General features: G+C 47.8%; 1 protein-coding gene. It reads right to left on the bottom strand.

What is annotated here, in order from left to right:
- The coding region (locus tag Q4563_RS23015; protein ID WP_303606202.1) for a septation protein IspZ at positions 1-189 on the bottom strand (189 nt) is incomplete at its 3' end.
- Between the last annotated feature and the right edge of the window lie 43 nt (positions 190-232).

A 232-nucleotide genomic window follows, 5' to 3' on the forward strand; every position in this document is an offset into this window, starting at 1 on the left:
GGTATAAAGGATTTGCAAAATGGTGGCCGGAATCAGTACGGCGGTGGCCAGTACGATCGGTTCCATGGCATGTAATGAGGCCTGCTGGTCGACATTCAACCAAGGCGATACCCACTCAATCAGCTCGGGAGCGAACTTGTAGGTCAGAAAAAAAACAACGATCGGTAAAAAATCCAGGAGTAACTTCATTCGCTTCGCATTCTATGTCCCATTACAATAGGCCGATTATGGC

Source organism: Gilvimarinus sp. 1_MG-2023 (assembly GCF_030548285.1).